Below are 19,062 nucleotides of genomic sequence, written 5' to 3'. Positions count from 1 at the left end.
TCATCAGCATTTCTTTAAATGTATTAGAAAAATAATGTTGAAGATGAATTGCTAGGAAAAGAAAAAAAAGAGTGTTTGATAACAAGGATAGTAGACAGGATGCAATCGTTATTTGTTGGATTCATGACGCTTATCGGCGTTTGATTTGAAGAATAGGCGTTATTGATCATATCAAAACAGCAAAGGATGATAAAGGGCTGAGAAGATGGATCAATATGAGAAAATACGTGCAAGTACAAGGAAGCTATATACATTCCCTGTTTCAGTTTAAGTCTGTCTGACGATATGGTTGTAAAGCCACATATAGAAAGCTGTGACATTCGGATGTTAGTCCAAGTGTCACAGCCCCTTTCATATTCATTTATAATAATGTACCAGTGCCTGCGTGCCGTTGTTTTCTTCTCCCATGCCAGCAAGTGTTTCATACATCTTGCAGACCGTCTCCAGCATATCCAGATGAACGCCCTGCTGTTCCATCTCCTGCTGAACGATGTGCATATCCTTAATAAAATGCTTGATGTAAAAGCCGGGAGCAAAATCATCCGCAAGAACTCTTGGTGCGGTATTGTCGATCTGCCAGCTGCCGGCAGCTCCTTTGGCAATAGCGGTAAGCATTTTCTGTTCGTCCAGCCCGACCGCTCTTGCATATACCAGTGCTTCACTCATAGCTGCCACAGCTCCTGCCACGGCGATTTGATTACACGCCTTGGTATGCTGTCCGCTTCCTGCTTCGCCCATATACTGAATTCCTGTTCCCAGCAGCAAGAAAAGCGGGCGCATTTGTTCAAATACTTTCTCATCCCCGCCGATCATTATTGACAGGGCTGCGGCTTTTGCACCGCTGTCACCGCCGGATACCGGTGCATCCAGCATAGCAAATCCCTTTGCCTTTGCTGCTGTGTACAGCTTTTTTGCCAGTGCAGGCGAGGAGGTTGTGAAATCTATCAGCACGGCGTGCTCTTTGGCATGCGTAAAGATACCGTCATCCCCCTCATAAATTTCTTTTACATCCGTAGGATATCCAACCATGGTACATACGACATCCGCATCCCTTACACAAGCCTGTAGAGTACGCTCCACCTGAATTCCCTGTTCCAGTAAGGGGACAGCCTTCTCATAGGTGCGGTTATAGGCACGTATCGTGTGTCCGCCCTTTTTCAGATGCAGCAGCATACTGGTTCCCATCACGCCGCAGCCAATCCATGCAATCCTCATACGATCACCTTCCTTTTGCTATTATTATACAGGAAGATTATAGAAACTGCACGCAAAGGATCAGCAAAGCAACAGAAATCAGCCCCTGCAGAATCCGGAAAAGCAGAAAGACGGGATAACGAAGAGGCACCTGCTCCACCATACTCATGATCTGCATATGTACACAGAAGCCAGCAAAGCCAAGCAGGAAGCTGGTGAGGAGCATTCTCTGGATGTTGGAAAAGGGTGTGATATTGATTAGGACGATGCCGCTGGAAAATTCCGCTAGACTGCGTACGATAAGCGCAGGTAATTCCGGAAGGAAGGAAAAGAGCACGGCAGTAACACTCGTGAAAAGCATCAAATACCCACCGATCATATAGAGCGAGATTCCACTTTCCGTAATGGCACTGCTGAGGTGGCGCATAAAGGACTGGGAAGAAGCAACAGCCGTGGGGATTGTATGAATCGTGTGCTTGCGAGTGAGCAGCAGCAACAGCAGACCGCTAAGCAGCTGGAGAACAAACAGCAGCAGCCCGATGTGCAGAGATTTAAAAAAGACGATACCACAGGAAATGATGACAAAGCCCGGTGTCGGAAAGCAGCAGCAATACAGCAGTCGTGAGGCATCGTGACGGGAAAGAGTTCCATCCCGCACCGCCTCATCCACAAAAAGCGAGCCGGTAGGGAAACCGAGAAACATCGTGCATAGGACCAGATTCCACGCACCCTTATCCATCCCCAGCAAAGCAGGAAGACCAAAGGAGGGAAGATGGTCAAAGGCATGTTCCTTATATAGCAGGCGAACCAGAACCATAGATATAAACATCGAGGGAACCAGCTTCTCAAACCAGATGGAAAGTGCATTTTGTGCACTCTGCAGCGTCAGGGTTCCAAAGCCGAGTGTCAGTAAAAGAAGACCGAAAAGCAGAAAGCCTGTGAATTTTTTCATGTTATCACCGATATACTATATGATGAAAAGAAAACTTTCATGTAAATCTTTCCCATTTTGGCGAAATGTGTTAAACTAGATATTCATAAAAGAATTGGGTGATACAATGATAACTTATCTTGCAAAAAAAATGATACACAACTATAACGAGCTGGAAAATCCTGCAGTGCGAAAGGCATACGGAAACCTTACAAGCACGGTGGGAATTGCAAACAATGTGATTTTGTTTCTGTTTAAATTTCTGGCTGGTACGCTGGCTCACAGTGTGTCCATTACAGCAGACGCTGTAAACAACCTTTCCGATGCGGGAAGCTCGGTGATTTCTCTGCTCAGCTTTAAGCTGTCCAGCAAGCCGGCGGATGAGAAGCATCCGTTTGGTCACGCGCGCTATGAGTGCATTGCATCCATGATTGTTGCTGTTGCTATTCTGCTGCTTGGCTTTGAGCTGATCCGCACAAGCTTTCATAAAATTTTACAGCCTGAGGCAGTGTCCTTCAGCTGGCTGAGTGTGCTCATTCTGCTGTTTTCCATTTCCGTTAAGCTGTGGATGTACAGCTACAATAAGAAATACGGGAAGCTTTTGAAGTCCAGTATTATGGAAGCGACAGCAGCAGATTCGATCAGTGATGTCATGGCGACCGGCGCTGTTCTGGTTTCTACGGTGCTTTCTCCCATCATTCATTTTAATCTGGACGGCTATATGGGCGTTGTTGTTGCCATCTTTATCTTAATGGCGGGTGGAGGCATCATCAAATCGGCACTGGATGAGCTGCTGGGGCAAGCTCCGGATGAGGATCTGGTGAAACAGATTCAGGAGAAAATAAACAGCTATGACGGCGTGCTGGGAATGCATGATCTCATGATTCATGATTATGGTGCACATCGTACCTTTGCATCTGTGCATGTTGAGGTAGATTATAAGGAAGATATATTGAAATCTCATGATATGATTGACAATATCGAACGTGATTTTCAGGATACTATGGGACTGGAGATGGTTATCCACATGGACCCTATCAATATCGATGATCCGCTGACCAACGAACTGCGAACACTGACAGCTGCGGTTGTAAAGGAAATAGATGAAGATTTGAGCATGCACGATTTCCGTATCGTTCCAGGGGAAACACATACGAATATGATCTTCGATGTTGTTGTGCCCTTCCATATCAAAATGAGTAACCAGCAGATTCTGGATGCACTTGCACAGAAGATTCGGGAGTGTAAGGGTGATCATTATTATCTGGTTGTTACCTTTGATCGTGCCTATACAACCCATCATTCGCAGGAATCCGCCTGAAGCAGAGGTAGGAGATTCGTCTTTGCTTCCTGCGTAAAACGGGTGCTGATAGCCTGTAACCTGCATGGCATATATAATAAAAAAATCCACCGCACTTGATACCGGTGGATTTTACTTATGTCAATGCTTTCCCTGCATGCAATGGTTGTGAATCTAACGTCATTGTTTGATGTTTGCCTGTCTCACGCAGGTTTTTTTACTGCTGTTTGTTTTATGGATCCGTAGATTAGATGTTTCTGTTCCGTGTGCAAATTCCTTTGGATTTGGAAATGCTTCCTGCGTGTATGCTCATGAATATGGAGCGTGAAGCAAACTCGCGGCGATTTTCTTCTTCCATGTTACTATGATCAAACGGACCTTGTAGCCTCTCTGCCAGCTTATCGTGCACCCGATTTTTCTTATCACAGGGAAGCGTATCCGATTGCGCAGGAGCCGCACCATCCCTGTACTGCTTTGTACTGCTGAAGTGTCAGGGGATTTGTGTAGGACTTCACGACATTTTGGCAATCAACGAATGTTCGATGTCACCGTTTGTTCTTCAGCCTGTTGGTGGCAGATCGCTGTAAGTCTGTGTTGACTCCTGCAATGGAAGAGCGTTGATGTCAGGAAGCTGAATAGCATCACATTGGCGGATACCGATGCGCCTTGCACAATGTATGATAATGTGAAACAGTTGCTCATAGACCTGTTGTATACAGCGGCAATAGCCGGCGGCATCCCGTCTCAGCAGATAGCCGATTGCTTCCTCACAGCGCTTGTAATATCGCTCGACCAGCTGTTCATCCAGCTGCAGCAGGGTGAAATAAAAGCCCCATGACAGAATCGTGCGAAACTCCTGTAAAATCTGTTTCAGATTGGCGTGTGGAAGGACAACCAGCAGGGCATCAAGAAAACCGACACCATCATAATGACGTTTCTTTATCCGCTCCTCCATAATCGGAGCAAGCACGATCAGCTGATCAAAATATTCCAGACAGCAGCGGGCAATCGTAACGGTGATAAATTGTACAGCTCCTATGAATTTCACTGCATCACGAATCATCATGCTGTCCTCAAGATGTGCCTGAGCAACCCCCTTTTTCAGCTGGATCCGGGTTCCCAGACCATTATAGGTCTTTGCCAGCCCGATGTCATTGAGCTGCTTTAAAACCTTGCGGATCGTTGCGTAGGATACCTGATAGGTTTTGGACAGCTGCTCGATTGGCGGAAGCAGCTGCTGATCGGCATAGGCTTTGCTGGCTATACCGCGGATGATATCCCGAAAGACTAGGGTGTATACATAATCATGAGAATGCTTTGGCTGCCAGAAAAAGGGCTCTGCGTCCTGTATGCTGTGATTGCTGGGAAGCTGTATCTGTGCTGCGTGCTCCTGAATACGCCGGATGGTATAGCAGATCGTGTGATAATAAAAATCATAGACAAAGCTGCGGTTTTTTTCTGTATATGCGGCAAGCAGCAGCTCATAATCGTGCTTCAGAGATCCATGATAGGAGGAAAACAGATCGGTATGGTAGAGCAGCGGATATTCAATATAGGAAAAGGTTGTCAGATACAAATCGAGAATCATATCATTATGATAACGCTGCAGCAGATATACATTGAAATCGCGGATGAGCAGCCTGCGTTTATCCAGATTCTTATCCTCCAGTGCCGCTAGCATCTTGTACAGGTGGCAGATGTCCTTTTCCTGCAGCAGATCGCAAAGTCCGCTGCAAAGCGGAGGAAGACACAGCCGCATGCTTTCCAGAACGTCGATCATCTGCCGGTGGGTGCGCAGAATATAGAAATCCCTCTGCTCATCATGTGCCTGTGAGGGTTTCCAGATGACACGGGCACGCTTGCGTTCCTCCAGCGATATATAGCCGGCATCCCGCATATCGCGCAGGACATCCTGTACGGTACGAATTCCTACCTGGTATGTGCTGCATAGCTGCTTAGCGGATGGAAGACGGCTCCCATAGGGAAGCCGCCTTGTTATGATCAAGGATGTAAGCGAATCGTAGAGACTGCTGTAGTATGTTTTTCCTTTCAAAATGGATCCTCCCGGGGAAATGTTATGTTAAGTATAGCATGAAAATTTATACAGGAGCAATCAGTTCTTTCTGTAAAATTACAAATAAGATGGGAATTGGGTTGCGTACAGCACAAAAGTATACTAAAATAGAAAAGACCTATATGCATACGTATGCAGATTCGGAAAGAGAATTGTTTGTGAAGAATAGAAAAGGGAGGAGATTTTTTTATGTACAAAATCGGAGAGGCTGCCAGATTGCTGGGCCTCAGCACGGAAGCCTTGCGGTATTACGAGCGAAAAGGCCTTATTGTACCACATAAGGACAGTGCATCCAATTACCGCTATTTCGATGCTTCACAAATCAACCACCTTCTGAATATGCAGAAATATCAGAAGCTTGGCTTTACTCTCTATGAGCTGATGGATTTGTTTGAAAGCAGGGGAAATGATATGTTTCTTGAGCTCATGGAACAAAAGGAGAAGGAGCTGCTGCAGGAAAGCGTTTCGATGAGTCTTCGCCTTCACAGCATTCATCTTTCTTTGGAATGCATTGCGCTGGCAGAGCGTGCACAGCATGCCATACAGTTTGTGACACGGCCTGCCCTCTATCGTATTTCCTATATGCAGGATGACGTTATTCTAGCTGATGATGCATCGCTGAATGAGGAGCTCAGGGTATGGTCGAAAAGCAGTGAGCTTCAGTTTCTCAGCGCCCGCATCTGTGCAGAGGATTTTATAGATGGGCAGGAGCGCTTTGATTATGGCTTTTGCATGTACGAAACGATTGGGGATTTTATCGGTATTCGCAGGAACACTGTGGTAAGACAGTATGCAGAGTGTCCGGCACTCGCCTATTGCTTTGAAGCAGATGCCCAGCATACGATTCTGCAGGAAAAGGAAAAGCTTCAGCAGTTCATGGAGGAGCATCATCTGATTCTCGATGGGGATATCCTTTCTCAGGTCTTGTACAGCGCCTGTGAGGAGCATCATTATCAGATGCGTCATATGGTATGGATCCCTTACAAGAGAGTGATATAAAATAATTTAATGAATTTCTTAAATATTTTTAATAAATACTTGACTCTAAAAATACTTTAGGGTTTATGATGGTTCCTGCCTAGGTAGTTGGAGGAATGAAAGATGAAGAGCTTGATTTTTTTAGTAGATGAGAATAAAAATCAGTTATCTGCTTTAGAAAGGGCCATTTCTTCCGTTGAGGAATTTGAACTGGCCGGAATGACAAGCGATGGTGAGGAGTGTATCCGACAGCTGGAGGGGAAACATGTACATGTTCTGGTGTTGGACATGATCCTGCCAAAGAAAGATGGGTTTTATGTATTAGAGGAAATACGCAGCAGAAGGCTGCAAGTGGATCATATCATCTGCATATCCTCATATCTCAGTGAAATGATTCTTTCTGAGTTCAACCGCTATTGTGTCGACTACATCATGATGAAACCCTATGAGATTCCTGATCTGATTCGCAAGATTCATTTCATCAGGAATTATCAGCCGGATTACTCATTGAATGAGGAGCTGCAGAAAAAGCTGGGACGCAGTCAGAACCAGCATCTGGAGGGAACGATTACCGAGCTGCTGCACGAGCTTGGGGTTCCTGCAAACCTGAAAGGGTATCAGTATCTACGCTGTGCAATTATGCAGACCTATCGTGATATGGATCTGCTTGGTAAGGTTACCAAAACATTATATCCGAAGATTGCGCTGGAGTATCAGACGACGCCTTCCCGTGTGGAGCGTGGTATACGGCATGCAATCGAGGTGGCATGGAATCGCGGAAATGCGCATGTGATACATAAGATTTTCGGCTATACGATTTCCATGGAACGAAGCAAACCTACAAATTCGGAATTCATTGCCATGCTGTCAGACAAAATCCATATGGAGGAAACACGTGTCTGAGCATGCGCGTAATGCATCCGGAAATAAAAAAAGGCGGATTGATCATCTGTTCAAATGAAACAGGGTCAGAATACTCCGCCTTTTTATCTGGTTTTATTTACGTAGAATGAAGCTGAGATGCCTTCCGCATGCCGGCTCTCTTCGATAGCTGAAAAATGCATCGTTTTTCAAAAAGGTATCGTTTGGATTCACAGTGATGTGATCGCGTGCAACGCCGAGATTAAGCAGCATCTGCATATTCAGCCCCTTATTGTCTGCGATTGCTCTGCCATTTGGCAGCAGTGTCAGATAAGCGGATGTATCAAAGCTCATAGCAAGGATGCGATCGATGACATCCTGTTGGATTTCAAAGCTTCGATATGCGATAGCAGGGCCGATATAAGCCATCAGGTGTGCAGGATCAACATGCTCCTTCTGTATGAGCAGGCTTACGGTTTTGCGTGTGATTTCCTGTACGGTACCCTGCCAGCCGCTGTGAATGGCGGCAATGATCCCGGTAAAGGGATCATACAGCAGTACCGGTACACAGTCTGCATGAAAGACACCGATTGCGATATTCCTTTCCTTTGTATAAAGTGCATCACAATCCGCGATTCCCTCCTCATAGACCTGATAGCCTCTGCCGGCGTCAGCAGCGGTTACCTCGTGGATGTGATCGGAGTGCGTCTGCATGGCAAAGGTCCATTGTGACGGCGCTATATGGAGTGCTTGTGACAGGGCATCGCGGTTGCTTAAAACATCCTCTTTTCGCATGCAGGCGTGCAGTGCCATGTTATTGTTTTCCGGCAGGGAGGGGTTGCGCAGCGTAGTACCTGCAAGCAGCTCATCCTCGTAATTCCATTGAATATAATTCATATGATCATTCCTTCTTTCTTTTCTTATATATTTATAGTATATGTGTGTGTTGCCAGGTTTGCCCTGGGAAAAGTATATAGCAAGCGAGGGCACTTGGCAATCCATTTGCGTGAACATGTGCATTTTCTGACATTCCAGCAAAGCAAAGCACATTTTTTAAGATATTTTTAAAAATGAAGGACAATTTTTATGGATTTTAGCACTAAATGGTTGACAGTGCTAAAATATTGGAATATACTATTAGCAGACATAGAGGTTGAGTGCTAGAAAGGAGTGAACCATATGCTTACAAAACGCCAGACGGCGATCTTTAAAACCATTGTAGATGAGTTCACCCGGACAGCCGAACCTGTCGGTTCCAAAAAACTGATGGACCTGCTGGATTTCAACTGTTCAAGTGCCACCATCCGCAATGAGATGGCTGCGCTTGAGGATCTGGGTCTGCTGGAGAAGACACATACCTCCAGCGGTCGTATTCCCAGCAGCCGTGGATATCGATTCTATGTTGAAAATCTGATGGAGCGGGAGCTGGATGACGGTGTCAAGCATTCTTTGCAGGCCGTGTTTCAGGAGCGTCATTATTCGATGGATGAAATCGTCAGGAAAAGCTGTGATATTCTATCCCAGATGACCTCGCTGACCTCTGTCGTTTTAGGCCCGGAGAGCCGTTATCAGACGCTGCAGCACATACAGCTGTTTCCACTCAGTGACACCAGTGCGGTTGCAGTCTTCATCACGGATCACGGACATACGGAGAACAAGACATTCCACTTCAATACAGCCGTGAGCGTTGAGGATATCAAAACCTGCTGTAATCTGCTCAATGACAAGCTGAGCGGCACACCAATCAATGAGGTGGTGGAGCGCATGCAGCAGATTGAGCCGCTGCTGGCCAGTCATATTGCCCGTCACGAGGTGCTGTTTGAAGCCTTCGTCAATGCGTTCATGCGGTTTGCAACCGACCATGTATACTGCAGCGGACAAAGCAATATGCTGTATCAGCCGGAATTTGCAGATATCGAAAAGCTGAAGGAGCTTATGAAAATGCTGGAGGACAGCAGCTTGTTTCGACAGCTGGCCAATCATGAGGGCGATGTCGCCATTGAAATCGGCGGAGACAATGAATTGATTCAGGTCAATAATGTTGCCGTGGTATCCAGTAAGTTTAAGCTGAACGAGGATGAAGAAGGGGAACTGATGATCGTGGGACCTACCCGCATGCAGTACAGCCGTGTCGTTGCCCTTATGGAATATATGAGCAAAGTAATCGAAGATTTATACAGAAGTGAAAATCGATAAGGAGGTCATCATGCAGGAAGAAAAAGAAATTGTAAACGAGGAAGCAAAGACTGCCGAGCAAAGCGAAGAAGCAAAGACGGCGCAGGATGCTGCCAAGGCAGAAAAAAAGGATGCGAAGGATGCGGAAAAGGAAGATAAAAAATCCGCAAAATTCGGTAAGAAGAAAAAAATTGAGGAACTGGAAGAGGAAATCGTAAAGCTGAAGGAAGAGGCAGCCGCAAACAAAAATGCCTATTTCAAGGCGTATGCGGATACAGAAAATCTGAAGAAGCGTCTGCAGAGTGAAAGCGATAATGTTCGCAAGTACCGTATCCAAAGCTTTGCGATGGAAATTCTGCCGGTTCTGGATAACCTGGAGCGTGCGCTGGATGTCAAGGTCGATGATCAAAACATCAAAAACTACGCCAAGGGCTTTGAGATGATTTACCAGCAGCTGGTGCACATCCTGAATCAGGAGGGTGTAAAGGAAATCGAAGCGCTGGACAAGCCGTTTGATCCAAATTACCATCAGGCGCTGATGCAGGAGGCCAAGGATGGCGTGGAAAGCGGTATGGTCATCGAGGTCCTGCAAAAGGGATATATGCTGAAGGATCGTGTATTACGTGCAACACTTGTAAAGGTTAGCGAATAGATAAAAGGAGGATAACGATTATGAGTAAAATTATTGGTATTGACTTAGGAACAACAAACAGCTGTGTGTCCGTTATGGACGGTGGTGAATGCAAGGTCATCACAAATCCGGAAGGAAACCGTACAACACCATCTGTAGTCGCATACAAGAATGGTGAACGTATCGTCGGTGATGCCGCAAAGCGTCAGGTTGTTACAAACAAGAACACCATCAGCTCGATCAAGCGTCTGATGGGTACGAATGAAAAGGTTGAATTGGAAGGCAAGCAGTACACGCCGCAGGAAGTCAGCGCGATGATTCTGCAGTATCTGAAATCCTATGCAGAGGATTACCTTGGAGAAAAGGTTGAAAAAGCGGTTATTACTGTACCGGCTTATTTCAACGATGCACAGCGTCAGGCAACCAAGGATGCCGGAAAGATTGCCGGACTGGAAGTAGAGCGTATCATCAACGAGCCGACTGCTGCCGCACTTGCTTACGGTATCGATAAAACTGAAAAAGAACAGAAGGTTCTGGTATATGACTTAGGTGGAGGTACCTTCGACGTTTCTATTCTGGAGCTTGCGGATGGAACCTTTGAGGTACTGTCTACAAATGGAGATACCCGTTTGGGTGGAGATGACTTCGATAACGTTGTCGTTGACTGGATGGTAGATACCTTCAAGAAGGAAAACGGAGTTGACCTGCGTAAGGATACGATGGCTATGCAGCGTTTGAAAGAGGCTGGAGAAAAAGCAAAGAAGGATCTGAGCGGTGTTGTACAGACACAGATTTCCCTGCCGTTTATCTCTGCAGGTGCAGATGGACCTCTGCATTTTGAGGCTACATTATCACGTGCAAAATTCGATGAAATGACAAAATCTCTGGTTGATCGTACAATGGAACCGGTAAGAAACGCACTGCGCGATGCCGGTCTGACAAAAAATGATATTCACCAGGTACTACTGGTAGGTGGATCTACCCGTATCCCTGCTGTACAGGAAGCTGTTAAGAGCGTTCTGGGCAAGGAACCAAACAAATCTGTTAACCCGGATGAAGTAGTTGCTATGGGTGCTGCTATTCAGGGTGGTGTTATCGCTGGTGATGTGAAGGATGTTCTGCTGCTGGATGTTACACCATTAAGCCTTGGTATTGAGACGATGGGCGGCGTCATGACCGTACTGATCCCTCGTAACACAACCATTCCGACAAGCAAATCTCAGGTATTCTCAACTGCTGCGGACAACCAGCCTGCTGTAGATATCCGTGTTCTGCAGGGTGAGCGTCCGATGGCAAATGACAATAAGGAGCTTGGTATGTTCAAGCTGGATGGTATCGCTCCGGCTCGCCGTGGTGTGCCTCAGATTGAAGTTACCTTTGATATTGACGTAAACGGTATCGTGCACGTATCCGCAAAGGATAAGGGTACCGGTAAAGAACAGTCTATCACGATTCAGAACACAAGCGGACTGAGCGATGAGGAAATCGATCGTATGGTTCGTGAGGCTGAGGAGCACAAGGCTGAGGATGAAAAACGCAAGGAAGAAATTGATCTGCGCAACCGTGCAGAGGGCTTCATTGCTCAGATTGACTCCATGCTGGCTGACAACGGTGACAAGATTGATGCGAAGCAGAAGGAAGAAACACAGAAGCTGCGTGATGATTTGCAGAAATCCCTGGATGAAAATGACATGGATGCTGTAAAGGAAAAACTGGAGGCACTGGAAAAGGCTGCACAGGCAGCTAGTGCTCAGATGTATCAGCAGCAGAGTGCGGATCCAAATGCAGGAGCAGGTGCAAACAACACAAACAACGATGACAACGTCGTAGACGCTGAATTTGAAGAAAAGAAGTAAGAAAACGAAACGACTACAATTCCTAGTGCTTGCGCTAGGTTTTGTATGTTGTGTGATGCTGTTCGTCTACTGGATGTATCCGATACAGAAGCAAAAAACTGCTGTTGATGTCTCCTCGCATTATGCACAGAGCGTGCGTGTGAACAAGGAAACACCACTGTATGAGAAAACGGATGGAGAATATAAAGAGACCGGCCGCATCTTTAAGGGGACAGTGCTGCAGCTGGATCAGCGAAGCGCACAAAACATGAAGGAAAATTATTTCAGGCTGCAAACGGATGACTGCTACATCCTGGCTGATCATGTGGTACCCGAACAAACTGAAGAAAACAGTGTCAAAAAGGCCAGTGTGTATCTGCCGTTTAATGAAAATATCGTGACCAAGGATCGCTATATCCTTGAGGATGAAGCGGGAAACAAGCTCGCGGAGGTATCACGAAAAGCTGCCTATCCAATCTATGTGAAGGATGAAAAGCGGTATGGTGTTCAGATTGGAGATACCCTTGTGTATATTCCAAAATCTGCAGTAGCAGGCACACAGCATGCCGATAATACCAGCGAGCCGATCGCAGAGCAAATTCCGGTTTTCATGTATCACTATTTCTATTCCAGAGAAAACGGTGAGGTCTCAAAAAATGGAAACTGGCTGGAGGTCAATGACTTTGAAGCACAGCTGAAGTATCTGAAGGAGCACAACTATGTGACCCTGCGCATGCAGGATGTGGAGAATTTTCTGGATGGCAGGGTACAGCTTCCGAGGAATAGTGTTTCCATTACAATCGATGATGGGACAGCTTCCATATATAAATATGCATATCCGCTGCTGAAGGAGTATGGCTACAGTGCCACACTCTTCCTGATCGGTGATCATTTAAAGGATGACAAGCTGCCGAAAAGCTTTCAGGAAATGAAGCAGAACGGCATGGAGCTGCAGTCGCATTCCTATGGCATGCATACCGGAGGCTGTGAAGGCGGTCATGGCGGTGCACTGCGCTGTGTGGGACATGATGAGGGTGTCGCGGACACAGAAAAGTCGTTTTCCATCCTTGGCGGAGGCAATGTGTATTGTTATCCGTATGGCGATGTTACGGAAAGTGCTCTGCAGATAATGAAAGCTGCAGGTGTGCATATGGCTTTTACGACAAATTATGGTAAAATAGAACCCGGTATGGATAAGCTGCAGCTGCCGAGAGTGCGTATTTTCGGTGATGCAGACATACAGCAGTTCATATACAGTCTGGAAAGTTAGGAGGGTGATCCACATGAGCAAACGAGATTATTATGAGGTCCTGGGACTTAGCAAGGGTGCCAGCGATGATGAAATAAAAAGAGCCTATCGGAAGATGGCGAAGAAGTATCACCCGGATGTCAATAAGGATCCGGGGGCTGAGGAATCATTCAAGGAAGTAAACGAAGCATATGAGGTGCTGAGTGATCCGCAGAAGAAGGCAACGTATGATCAGTTCGGTCATGCAGGCATGGACGGTGCCAACTTTGGCGGCGGTGCCGGCGGCTTTGGCGGTTTCGAGGATTTCGGAGATATCTTTGGTTCCTTTTTCGGCGGCGGCTTTGGCGGCGGTGGAAATCGTCGTGCAAGCAATGGACCGCGAAAGGGCAATGACCGCTTCATGCAGATGCGTATCGAATTCATGGATGCTATTTTCGGAAAGACGGAAACAGTTACGATTGAGGTGGATGAGCAGTGCGATGAATGTATGGGAAGCGGTGCGAAGAGCAAGTCCGATATCAAGTCCTGTCCGCATTGTAATGGTACCGGTACGGTAACGACGCAGCAGAGAACGCCGTTTGGTGTGTTCCAGAGTCAGTCTGTGTGTCCGGATTGTAACGGAACGGGTAAGACGATTGTGAACAAGTGTCCGAAATGTCATGGCAAGGGCTATGAGCATAAGCGTGTGAAGCTGGATATCAAGATTCCGGCAGGTATTCAGTCCGGTCAGCAGGTGCGTGTTCCAAATAAGGGAGAGCGCGGTGTGAATGGCGGACCAAACGGTGATCTGTATATCGAGATTCTGGTAAGCCGTCACAAGCAGTTTGTACGTGATGGAAACGATATCCGTATCACAGTACCGATTAGTGCAGTGGATGCCATTCTTGGATGTAAGGTGGATGTTCCAACCGTTTACGGTGATGTGGAGCTGACGATTCCGGCGGGCACACAGTTTGGACAGCAGTTCCGTTTAAAGGGAAAGGGCGTCAAGTCTGCTTCTTCCCGCGGTGGTCAGGGTGATCAGTATGTCGAGGTCAAGGTAGAAGTACCTACCAAGATTACACGTGACGAAAAGGAGCTGTATGAGAAAATTCGCAATAAGAAGTCTCATGAGTCTCCGTTTGATAAGTTTAAGAAGGCGTTTAAATAAGAATACTGCGACAGCACTTACAGATATCAGTAATGCTGTCGTTTTTTCATATTTTGTAATCGTTAACATTTTTAGGTATGACCGATGTGTGATAAATGATTATTTTGTAAAATAAATAAATATCTAATAATTCGAACTTTTTTGCATAAATTCATTGATTGTAAAGGCCTATTGTAGTAGAATAGCTACGTGTAGAATGGAATGAGCTAAGCATTTGTATACCCTTTATGATTATAAAGGTATACCTTTCAAGATATACTAAATGAAATGAGAATAGTGTTATAAAGTATATTTATATAGACTTGAAAACGTAAAAAAACAGATGATTTCATATAAAATCACCTGTTTCGTTAATTATAAGTATATAGACAGAAAGGTATACGTTTTGAGATTTAAAATTCCATTTTATAAAAAGGGAGGGTAGCGAATTCATTAATGAATGTAAGTACATGAGGGAAAAAATAGGAATAACAGCATGTTTGCTGGAGGAAATTGTTGTTTGGAGTCTTTCTTTTCTTTTTGATTTTCCAGGGGATTATACAGTGCGCATCTGTGTCTTGTATTTTGTCATCCAGTATCTGTTTGGTCATTATCGGACAAAGACACTGCTGATCTGGGAAGAAATTGAATTGCTTGTAAAAAGTCATATCTGTTTTTTTATCGTCAGCATGCTACTTGATCCTATGCAGGATTTCAGTATGTATTGTATTTTGATAAATGCAATTATTACATGCATCATGCTTTGCTTCAGTATCCTCTTACAGAGATATCTGCGCATCTGGTTTCGGAACAGCTGTGCGGACAATGTACTGATTATCGGTGCAGGGAAGCAGGCTCTTGCATTTGCAGAGGTCTGTAAGACAAACCGGTTTGCGCTGATGAAGGTGAAGGGCTACATAGATACACAGGATGGTGATGTGGAGGAGGATGTCAAACAGGATGTGTTTGCGTTAGGTGAGCTGGAACAGGCCGTTTCCAGGCTGCAGATAAATTCCGCAGTCATCGCCTCAACGAATCTTACAAATGTACAGTTCGATGACATCCTGCTGAAGCTGCGGACTGTCAGAAAGATTCGCTATATGCCGTCTGTTAAGATTTTGACCTTCGATACAAGGATCGAGGATTTTGACGGGCAGCTGCTCGTATCTACGGCAAAGGGAAAGATATCGACCTTCAATAAAGTTGTCAAGCGGACCATCGATATTCTCGGCGGTATTGCAGGATGTATCCTGCTGATCCCCTTGACGATCTATGTGTGGAGATCAAACAGAAAAAATCATGATCATGATCCCATATTTTTCAAACAGGTGCGGATCGGGAAGGGCGGAAAGAAATTCGTTTTGTATAAATATCGGACAATGATTCCGGATGCCGAGCGCATACTGCATGAGCTTATGGAAAAGAATCCGGCAATTAAAGAAGAATATGAGACGAATAAAAAGCTGAAGAAGGATCCCAGAATCACAAAGGCAGGAGAATTTCTGCGGCGAAAGAGTCTGGATGAATTTCCGCAGTTCCTGAATGTGTTGAAGGGGGATATGAGTCTGACCGGACCAAGACCGTACCTTCCTGGGGAACGTAAGGATATGGGTATTTATTATGACTATGTGATTGGCTGTAAGCCCGGACTGACCGGCATGTGGCAGACGCACGGACGAAGCGACATCAGCTTTTCGGATCGCTTGAAGATGGATGAGTATTATTATAAAAACTGGAGCCTGAAGCTGGATATGACGATTCTTGTCAAAACGATCAAGACCGTATTTCGCGGGGATGGGGCAAGATGATGAAGCCTTGGTATGTACTGTATGTGATGGGAGGCAGAGAAAAAAGGATATTGGAGCTTTTAAATCAACAGGCTGGTATAAAAGCATTCACTCCTTTGAAGGAAGTGATACATCGCATACAGGGTAAGCGGGTGATTGTGAGGAAGCCGTTGTTTCCTTCCTATTTGTTTGTAGAAACAGAGCTGACTCCGAACGGGTTTCAACAAGCGCTGCTTCAATACCGCTCGCAGATCCGTGGTATTTTGAAGGAACTGAAGTACGAGGATGATGTCAGTGCTTTGAGCTCAGAAGAAAGAGCTTATCTGGAAGGTCTTATGGACGAGGAGCACAATGTCCGATTATCAAAGGGTGAAATTCTCGACGGAGAGGTCATCATTACCGAAGGTCCATTAAAGGGCTATGAGAGCAATATTATACGAATTGACAGACATAAACGTCGTGCTATCCTGAATGTTTGCATGAACGATCAGGAGATGCAGGTGGACGTTTCTCTGGAAATAGTGAAAAAGATCGAATCTCAGAAGTAATAGTTGTTGAGGCACTTTATGGAGAGGTTCAGGATACAGTCAACCATTCAACACTGCAGGTGGGGGAAGGGGAGAGTGTATCCTTTTTTATGTAAGATTCTCGCCTCAAAAGAAGAAAGCAAAGGAGAGAAATTAGTGGAAGATTTACAGAAGAGCATAGAACAGAATGAAGAAATAGAAATAGACCTGGGAAGACTGCTGCGGCAGTTGAAGAAAAAGATGTCCTTTATCATCGCAGTGACAGTGATTGCAATTGTCATTTCCTTATTGGTGACGAAGTTTTTGATTCCAAAGAAATATGAAAGCATGGCAAGGATTTATCTGAAGCCGAATATCACGGAAAGTGGAACGATTGATTACAATACACTGACCGCCAATTCCAAAATGGTAAACAACTATGTCCTCATGCTCCAGGGGAACAGCCTGCTGGAGGATGTCACGGAGAAGCTAAAGCTGGAGGATGAGGCATTGGTTAAAAATTCCTTGAGCGTCAGCAATGAAGCGGATAGTGAAATCATTACAGTAAGTGCGCGGACGAAGGATGCGAAGATGTCAAAGGATATCGTAAATACGACGGTGAATCTGTTTTTTGAGAGTATGAAGGATAAGCTGGATATCAAGAATATGACGATTCTGGATGCCCCTCAGGTGAATGAGACACCGGTATCTCCGAGCTTAAAGATGAATCTGTTGATCGGAGCACTGCTTGGTATTATGGTGTCCTGTGGCTTTGTGACTGTTCAGTTTCTGCTGGATAAGCGGCTGCATACGAAGGAAGATGCGGAATCTTATTTAGAAATACCGGTACTGGCAGAGATTCCGTTTCTGGAGGATTAGTGTATGAGCTTCATTGATCTGCATTGCCATATGGCATGGGATATCGATGATGGTATTGATAGCCGTGAAGAAGCAGAAAAGGCGTTACAGCAGGCCAAGGCGGATGGAATCGTAACGCTTGCGGTAACACCGCATTTCATACCCGGAGCTCAAAAGGAAGCGGATGTAAGAGAAATGAATCAGCGAATCCGTGAGCTGAAGGAGCTTGGAAAGGGATATGGCGTCACGATTTATAGCGGTTGTGAGATGTTTCTGAATGATAGTTATCTGGATATGATCGATGGAAAGTATTACAACACGATCAATGAAGGCCGTTATCTACTGTGTGAGTTTGATGTCCGCAAGGATATCGAAAAGAATAGCTATGCGGATGAACAGCTGTATGAATTGTCAATCAGAGGACTGACTCCCATGATTGCGCATGTGGAGCGGTATTTTCATAAGGATGTCGATGTACATAGAGTAAAGGAATGGGTGAACAGCGGCTATGTGATTCAGATGAATCGAACGAGTCTTTTGGGAATGCATGGCAGTCAGATACAGAAAAATGCAAGGCAGTTGCTGAGAGAAGGTCTTGTACATACCGCGGCGAGTGATGCACATCGTGCGCAGGGCAATCGTATCTGTAAGCTGAGTGATGTTTATCAGGAAATTGAAAAGGAGGCGGGGCAGCAAGCTGCTGAGCTGCTTTGTAAAATCAATCCGCGGCATATCCTGTCTGATGAAGATGTGGAAATGATGACGGTAAGAAAAAAATCCTGGTTTCAGCGTATGAGGAGGAGATGATGGAATGGAACGAAAGGTAGCACCAAAACGGAGTGATCCAAAGAAGCATAAAAAGAGTCAGTTTGACAATATGGAGGTTTATCGTCAGCTGCGAACAAATATTGAATATTCGTCCTTCAATAAGGAAATTCAGGTAATTTGTGTAACAAGTTCAAATCCGGCAGAAGGAAAAAGTTCTGTAGCGAGCAATCTGGCAACTGTGGCGATTGCAAAGTACGAGAAGGTCCTGTTGATTGACTGTGATTTGCGTAAGCCGGTCCAGCATAAGATTTTTAATGTATCCAATAAGAAGGGCATCAGCAATCTGATGAAGGATAAGTCGGAGGTTGATTTGGAAACCGGCGGTTATTTTCAGAAGTTTAAGGATAACAGTACGGAAGGAAAGCTGTATGTATTAACAAGTGGAAAGTCTGTACCGAATCCGCAGGAGATGCTGGCAAGTGATCGCTTCAAAGAGTTGATTGAGAAGTTCCGGGGAATGTTTGATTACATCATCATAGACTGCCCGCCGTTGAATGCGGTTGCGGATGCTATCCCGGTTTCCAGTATTGTGGATGGTACGCTGTTTGTGGTTTCTGCTATGGATACGGATAAGCGTGAGGCGAAAAATGCGTTGATAATGTTGCAGAGAAATGGTGCGAATGTATTAGGTTGTGTATTGTCGAAGGTGGATATCACATCGAAGTCGTATTACAGCTACTACGGAAATTATAGCTAATAAAGAAATGAAGGGGATTTTTTATTAGT

Annotated in this window: 17 protein-coding genes; 13 read left to right on the top strand and 4 right to left on the bottom strand. The window is 45.4% G+C overall.

Annotated features, from left to right (window positions below):
* Nucleotides 1-357 precede the first annotated feature (357 nt).
* A complete protein-coding gene (locus NE665_RS05905; RefSeq protein WP_117441999.1) occupies nt 358-1,215 on the bottom strand; it encodes an NAD(P)-dependent oxidoreductase in 858 nt (285 codons plus the stop codon).
* A 37-nt stretch (nt 1,216-1,252) separates the two neighbouring features.
* A complete protein-coding gene (locus NE665_RS05900) occupies nt 1,253-2,146 on the bottom strand; it encodes a hypothetical protein (RefSeq protein WP_117441998.1) in 894 nt (297 codons plus the stop codon).
* Between the two features lie 106 nt (nt 2,147-2,252).
* Between NE665_RS05900 and NE665_RS05895 the strand changes: the two genes are divergently transcribed.
* On the top strand, nt 2,253-3,446 hold the full coding sequence (locus tag NE665_RS05895) for a cation diffusion facilitator family transporter (protein ID WP_117441997.1): 1,194 nt from the start codon (nt 2,253-2,255) through the stop codon (nt 3,444-3,446).
* Nucleotides 3,447-3,984: 538 nt separating this feature from the next.
* On the opposite strand, the gene NE665_RS05890 is transcribed toward NE665_RS05895, so the two are convergent.
* A complete protein-coding gene (locus NE665_RS05890; protein ID WP_117441996.1) occupies nt 3,985-5,478 on the bottom strand; it encodes a GntR family transcriptional regulator in 1,494 nt (497 codons plus the stop codon).
* 210 nt (nt 5,479-5,688) lie between these two features.
* Here NE665_RS05890 and NE665_RS05885 point away from each other — a divergent pair, with 210 nt between their 5' ends.
* Nucleotides 5,689-6,498 carry a MerR family transcriptional regulator gene (locus tag NE665_RS05885; RefSeq protein ID WP_117441995.1) on the top strand — a complete coding sequence of 270 codons (810 nt, stop codon included), beginning with the start codon at nt 5,689-5,691 and terminating at the stop codon, nt 6,496-6,498.
* 102 nt (nt 6,499-6,600) lie between these two features.
* Nucleotides 6,601-7,380 carry a sporulation transcription factor Spo0A gene (gene spo0A / locus NE665_RS05880; protein WP_117441994.1) on the top strand — a complete coding sequence of 260 codons (780 nt, stop codon included), beginning with the start codon at nt 6,601-6,603 and terminating at the stop codon, nt 7,378-7,380.
* A 93-nt stretch (nt 7,381-7,473) separates the two neighbouring features.
* On the opposite strand, the gene pgeF is transcribed toward spo0A, so the two are convergent.
* Nucleotides 7,474-8,235, bottom strand: a complete 762-nt coding sequence (gene pgeF, locus NE665_RS05875) for a peptidoglycan editing factor PgeF (protein ID WP_117441993.1) — start codon at nt 8,233-8,235, stop codon at nt 7,474-7,476.
* 282 nt (nt 8,236-8,517) lie between these two features.
* Between pgeF and hrcA the strand changes: the two genes are divergently transcribed.
* From hrcA to NE665_RS05825, 10 genes are all read left to right on the top strand, one after another.
* The gene (hrcA, locus tag NE665_RS05870) at nt 8,518-9,534 is read left to right on the top strand and encodes a heat-inducible transcriptional repressor HrcA (RefSeq protein ID WP_117441971.1); all 1,017 of its coding nucleotides are present in this window, start codon (nt 8,518-8,520) and stop codon (nt 9,532-9,534) included.
* Nucleotides 9,535-9,544: 10 nt separating this feature from the next.
* Nucleotides 9,545-10,165, top strand: a complete 621-nt coding sequence (gene grpE, locus NE665_RS05865; RefSeq protein WP_117441970.1) for a nucleotide exchange factor GrpE — start codon at nt 9,545-9,547, stop codon at nt 10,163-10,165.
* 20 nt (nt 10,166-10,185) lie between these two features.
* The gene (gene dnaK, locus NE665_RS05860) at nt 10,186-12,000 is read left to right on the top strand and encodes a molecular chaperone DnaK (RefSeq protein WP_117441969.1); all 1,815 of its coding nucleotides are present in this window, start codon (nt 10,186-10,188) and stop codon (nt 11,998-12,000) included.
* 55 nt (nt 12,001-12,055) lie between these two features.
* Nucleotides 12,056-13,249 (top strand): polysaccharide deacetylase family protein, encoded by a 1,194-nt coding sequence (locus NE665_RS05855; protein WP_233104646.1) that lies wholly within the window; start codon nt 12,056-12,058, stop codon nt 13,247-13,249.
* Between the two features lie 13 nt (nt 13,250-13,262).
* Entirely contained in the window at nt 13,263-14,378 is a 1,116-nt protein-coding gene (gene dnaJ / locus NE665_RS05850; protein WP_008817590.1) for a molecular chaperone DnaJ, read from the top strand.
* 449 nt (nt 14,379-14,827) lie between these two features.
* Nucleotides 14,828-16,165, top strand: coding sequence for an exopolysaccharide biosynthesis polyprenyl glycosylphosphotransferase (locus tag NE665_RS05845; RefSeq protein ID WP_233104967.1), 1,338 nt, complete (start codon nt 14,828-14,830; stop codon nt 16,163-16,165).
* Nucleotides 16,162-16,692 carry an antiterminator LoaP gene (gene loaP, locus NE665_RS05840; RefSeq protein WP_117441968.1) on the top strand — a complete coding sequence of 177 codons (531 nt, stop codon included), beginning with the start codon at nt 16,162-16,164 and terminating at the stop codon, nt 16,690-16,692. The genes NE665_RS05845 and loaP overlap by 4 nt, the downstream gene beginning before the upstream one ends.
* Before the next feature lie 135 nt (nt 16,693-16,827).
* Nucleotides 16,828-17,529 (top strand): Wzz/FepE/Etk N-terminal domain-containing protein, encoded by a 702-nt coding sequence (locus NE665_RS05835; RefSeq protein WP_117441967.1) that lies wholly within the window; start codon nt 16,828-16,830, stop codon nt 17,527-17,529.
* A 3-nt stretch (nt 17,530-17,532) separates the two neighbouring features.
* A complete protein-coding gene (locus NE665_RS05830; RefSeq protein ID WP_117441966.1) occupies nt 17,533-18,315 on the top strand; it encodes a CpsB/CapC family capsule biosynthesis tyrosine phosphatase in 783 nt (260 codons plus the stop codon).
* Nucleotides 18,316-18,319: 4 nt separating this feature from the next.
* On the top strand, nt 18,320-19,033 hold the full coding sequence (locus tag NE665_RS05825; protein WP_233104644.1) for a CpsD/CapB family tyrosine-protein kinase: 714 nt from the start codon (nt 18,320-18,322) through the stop codon (nt 19,031-19,033).
* The last annotated feature ends 29 nt before the right edge of the window (nt 19,034-19,062 follow it).

It is taken from the genome of Clostridium sp. DFI.1.208 (assembly GCF_024463855.1).
Classification (GTDB): domain Bacteria; phylum Bacillota_I; class Bacilli_A; order Erysipelotrichales; family Erysipelotrichaceae; genus Clostridium_AQ.
The sequence above is the reverse complement of the archived record's forward strand: the minus strand, read 5'-3'. Positions and strand labels throughout refer to the sequence as shown.